Below are 3,484 nucleotides of genomic sequence, written 5' to 3' on the forward strand. Positions count from 1 at the left end.
GGTTGCTGGGCGGCAGAGTCCCCTTCGCGTTCTTCGCGTCTTCGCGTAAGGTGGCGATCGCTCGCCCCGCATCAGGACCCGCAACATAAGGTGAAACGGTCCACTAGTGGTGGGATTCGGGCAATCGAAGGCATCCTGGAAGTGCGGTGATCATTAGCTGCCCCGGAGCAGTTCCGACCGATCCGTTGATGGACCCCTGCGATGGGCCGAAAGAGGCAACCAGGTGTTGGGTGCGCCGCCCGGAGGGATATAAAATACTATGCATGGCACTGCAACATGGCGGTACTGCATCGCGGTTCTGGTTCGTAAAGGCTTATTGTAGCTCCGGGGCACTCCGTGCTTGTAAAAAAGAGGTGAGGAGATGCAGGAGATCATACACAAGAAGGAAGTAGAAAGGGACGTTGCAAAGGTCCGGGAGCTCATGCACGTCATGCTCAACGGCGACACCTACACCAGCCTGCAGGCGAGCAAAGCCCTCGGGGCGGTCGGGGCGCCTGCAGTCGGACCACTGATGCGGGCCCTGGACGCGGTCGATAGCGATGCACGCTGGGTCGTGGCGATGGCGCTCGCCAGGGTCGGCAACGATGCCGTGGAGCCGCTCATCGGGGTCGTGCGGACCGCGGATGATGGGATCACAAACCCGGCGGCCTGGGCGCTCGCCGAGATCGGTGATCCCCAGGCGGTCGACCCGCTGGTTGCTGTGCTCCAGGATAACCATCGGTCCGAATCCTGCCGTGCCCTGATCGCCGCCGCCCTGCTGAAACTGGGCGATCCGGCTGGCATCGCCAGGGTCCAGGAAGCGTTTGACCTGCTGGGCGAGGAGTTCGCAGATCTCGCCATGGTGGCCTACGAGGGGACGTGAAGCCCCATCCGGCCCGGACACACACCCTTTTTTAGCCGCATCCGGGAGCGGATGCGTAACTACTAATAGAGCCCGTCTAAAAGAGAGTACTATGCAAGGGCGGAATATCCTGCTCCTGATCCTTATTACGGCGGCGGTCATCGTCAGTGGATGCACGTCGCCTGAGGCTGACGGAGACGCACAACCCCTCTCCCCCACCCCCACACCTGCGGTGACAGAGGCACAGGCTGTGGGAGCAGGCCGTCCGGCGCCCACACCGCCTGTTCCCGCCCGGGAGGAGCCGACGCCCTACAAGGTGGGGTTCGTCGACCCGCGGACATATCATGTCCCGACCCCGACGCCCACGATCGCGCTCAGAAGACCGCCCGACGACGTCCGGGTCTCAGAGAGGATGGTTGAGTATGCAACGGCAACCATCGAACGCCCCGGTCGCATTCTTGCCACCGAAGTCTACCATATCCCCTTCCCGTACTGGGACCTGACCGTGGAGATGACCCCGACGAACGAATACCCCTCGTTTGAGATGGAAGTCCTGGACCCGGATGACCCGAACCGGGTCATCAAGACGATCCGGTACTCTCGGGGTGACATCCTCAGCGTCGAGGATGGCTCCGAGGAGAAGAAGGAGACGTTCACCATCAGGGAGGGGTACGGCGACTTCTACTTCGTCATCCGCTCGGAGTTTCTCAAGTCGCTCACCATAACCATCGAGGTCCCGGAGAAGTACCTCATCTAACCCTCCCCGCCCTCTTCTGCTCTCCGGAGTTCCCGGTCGTAGTCACTGATTGCGGTGATGTAGTCCTTCCATGCCCGGTCAGCCCCGGCTAGGTTGTTGTTTGCTGCTGAGTATGCCTTCGTGTCATAGGCACCCGCAGCCGAGGACCAGAGCGAGAACGCGCGGTTCAGGTTATCAAGCGCCCGGGTGTAGGCGGACTGCGCCCCGGTATACGCCTCCGGGACCACATCAGCAGCGATGATCTGCCGGTGGTAGGATGTGAGCCCCCGGCCGTAGTCGGCGAGGGCCCCCAACTCTCGCATCCAGGCATCGCATTCAGCGATCGACGGGCGGCCCGGGCGGGACCGCATATGTGAGGAGATATCACCGGAGAGCAGGAAGAGGTCGGCCTCCGATGCCGCCACGTGGCGGCTGAACTCTGCAACCCGGCTCGTTTCGGTATAATCGACGAAGAGCGTCCACCCACAGAAGGCGATCGATATCACGGCCGCCGCCGCCAGAACGGCGACGAGCGCATCCCTCCGGTCGACGTTGATCTTCGGTAGTTTCAGGTGTTTCTTCAGGTTCACGACCCTCACGCTCCTCCGGCCGGCAGGCGGGCCGGACGGATGCGGTACTCAGCAGGTGCCGGGATGTAGCGGAGCGGTATGATCTCCGGTGTCCCGGTCGTACTGCCGGTATCCCCGATGGGGAGCGGCTTTCCCAGGCGGGCCGTGGAGCCGGGCGAGACGTTCACCCAGGCAAAGTCCGTTCCTTCCACGTGGTAGTAGCGTTTTCCCCCGTAATCGAAGTACTTCGGCGTGTACTTCGCGTAGTAGGGATTAAACTCGTCCATCTGGATGCCAAGGACCATGTGACCCGGGTACTTGAGCAGCACCGTATCGTAGCCGAGGGCATCCAGAAGCCCGGCCATCAGGATTGCCGAGTCCTCACAATCCCCCCGCCCATCGACGAGCATCTCGGTGGGGTACCGGGGGTACTCAGCCTCCGCGCCCCTGTGCAGGGCATACGGGGGGAGGGTTCTCTCAGCATAGGACTCCGTGTTGTTGTCGTAGGCATACGGGATCTGCTGGACGAAGAAGATGACGTTCATCAGCCTGAAGTACTCGGCCTCCGGGTTGCCGGTGGGGGGTGCAATCCGGCAGGCGAGATCCTTGAGGATCGGCCGATCTTCTTCGGCGAGGGCATACCGCCCCCAGGCAAGTAGATCGAACCGTGGAGTCTCGCGGTGCTTAGAGAAGAGTGCCTCCGGAACCCTGACCTCTGTCGTATGGACGCCGCCGTCGATGGCCGTCCAGCGGAAGTTCCGGGTGTATGCCGGACCATCCTCAGGGAAGGGAGTCGCCGCCGGCACCGGCGTGGGCGGAACATACACGGGTTTTGTCGGTCCGGGGCCGGTCACCGGCTCAGCCAGGAGTGCGGGTTTCACTACCAGGGCAACGACCAGGATCACGAGCCCGCCCGCGAGAACAGGGATAATATCCTTCCACTCCATACCGGAACCCCCAGAGACCGGTTCTCTGGCAGAGATGTTTGTCGCGCGCCGTTAAAAAAACGTTGACTTTTTGTTCCGGGGTTTTGAAAGCCGGTATGTCCTCCTGTCATGGCAGGCCGAGACCAAAGAACTCGGCGATGAACCGGGCTGCAGCGTAGAGGAAGTAGAGACCGAAGATGAACTTCAGGGTCGCCGGCCTGAACCGCTGGATCGTCGCGGCCCCCACCTGGGCGCCGGCGATCGACCCGGCCGCGAGGACCAGCCCTGCCCCGACGGCGACGTACCCCTCTACCAGTTTGATCCCGCCGCCCACGATCGCCATCGGGATCATGGATGCAAGCGACGTCCCCATCGTGACGCAGACCGGGGCGCCGAAGAGGTAGAGCAGCCC

5 protein-coding genes are annotated in these 3,484 nt (G+C 62.5%); 2 read left to right on the forward strand and 3 right to left on the reverse strand.

Going from position 1 to position 3,484, the window contains the following annotated elements; all coding sequences use genetic code 11:
* Positions 1–361: 361 nt before the first annotated feature.
* Both BP858_RS04630 and BP858_RS04635 read left to right on the forward strand, forming a co-directional pair.
* Entirely contained in the window at positions 362–862 is a 501-nt protein-coding gene (locus tag BP858_RS04630) for a HEAT repeat domain-containing protein (RefSeq protein ID WP_074176046.1), read from the forward strand.
* Between the two features lie 91 nt (positions 863–953).
* Positions 954–1,598 carry a hypothetical protein gene (locus BP858_RS04635; RefSeq protein WP_286878966.1) on the forward strand — a complete coding sequence of 215 codons (645 nt, stop codon included), beginning with the start codon at positions 954–956 and terminating at the stop codon, positions 1,596–1,598.
* Here BP858_RS04635 and BP858_RS04640 read toward each other — a convergent pair.
* The 3 genes from BP858_RS04640 to BP858_RS04650 all read right to left on the reverse strand — a co-directional run.
* Positions 1,595–2,167 carry a hypothetical protein gene (locus BP858_RS04640; RefSeq protein ID WP_286878967.1) on the reverse strand — a complete coding sequence of 191 codons (573 nt, stop codon included), beginning with the start codon at positions 2,165–2,167 and terminating at the stop codon, positions 1,595–1,597. The two genes, BP858_RS04635 and BP858_RS04640, sit on opposite strands and share 4 nt — an antisense overlap.
* Positions 2,168–2,172: 5 nt before the next feature.
* Positions 2,173–3,093: a hypothetical protein gene (locus tag BP858_RS04645; RefSeq protein WP_286878968.1), complete on the reverse strand. Its 921-nt coding sequence runs from the start codon at positions 3,091–3,093 to the stop codon at positions 2,173–2,175.
* A gap of 106 nt (positions 3,094–3,199) precedes the next feature.
* Positions 3,200–3,484 (reverse strand): sulfite exporter TauE/SafE family protein (locus tag BP858_RS04650; RefSeq protein ID WP_286878970.1); only part of this gene is annotated, 285 nt, incomplete at its 5' end.

It is taken from the genome of Methanoculleus sp. UBA413 (assembly GCF_002502935.1).
Classification (GTDB): Archaea; Halobacteriota; Methanomicrobia; order Methanomicrobiales; family Methanoculleaceae; genus Methanoculleus; species Methanoculleus bourgensis.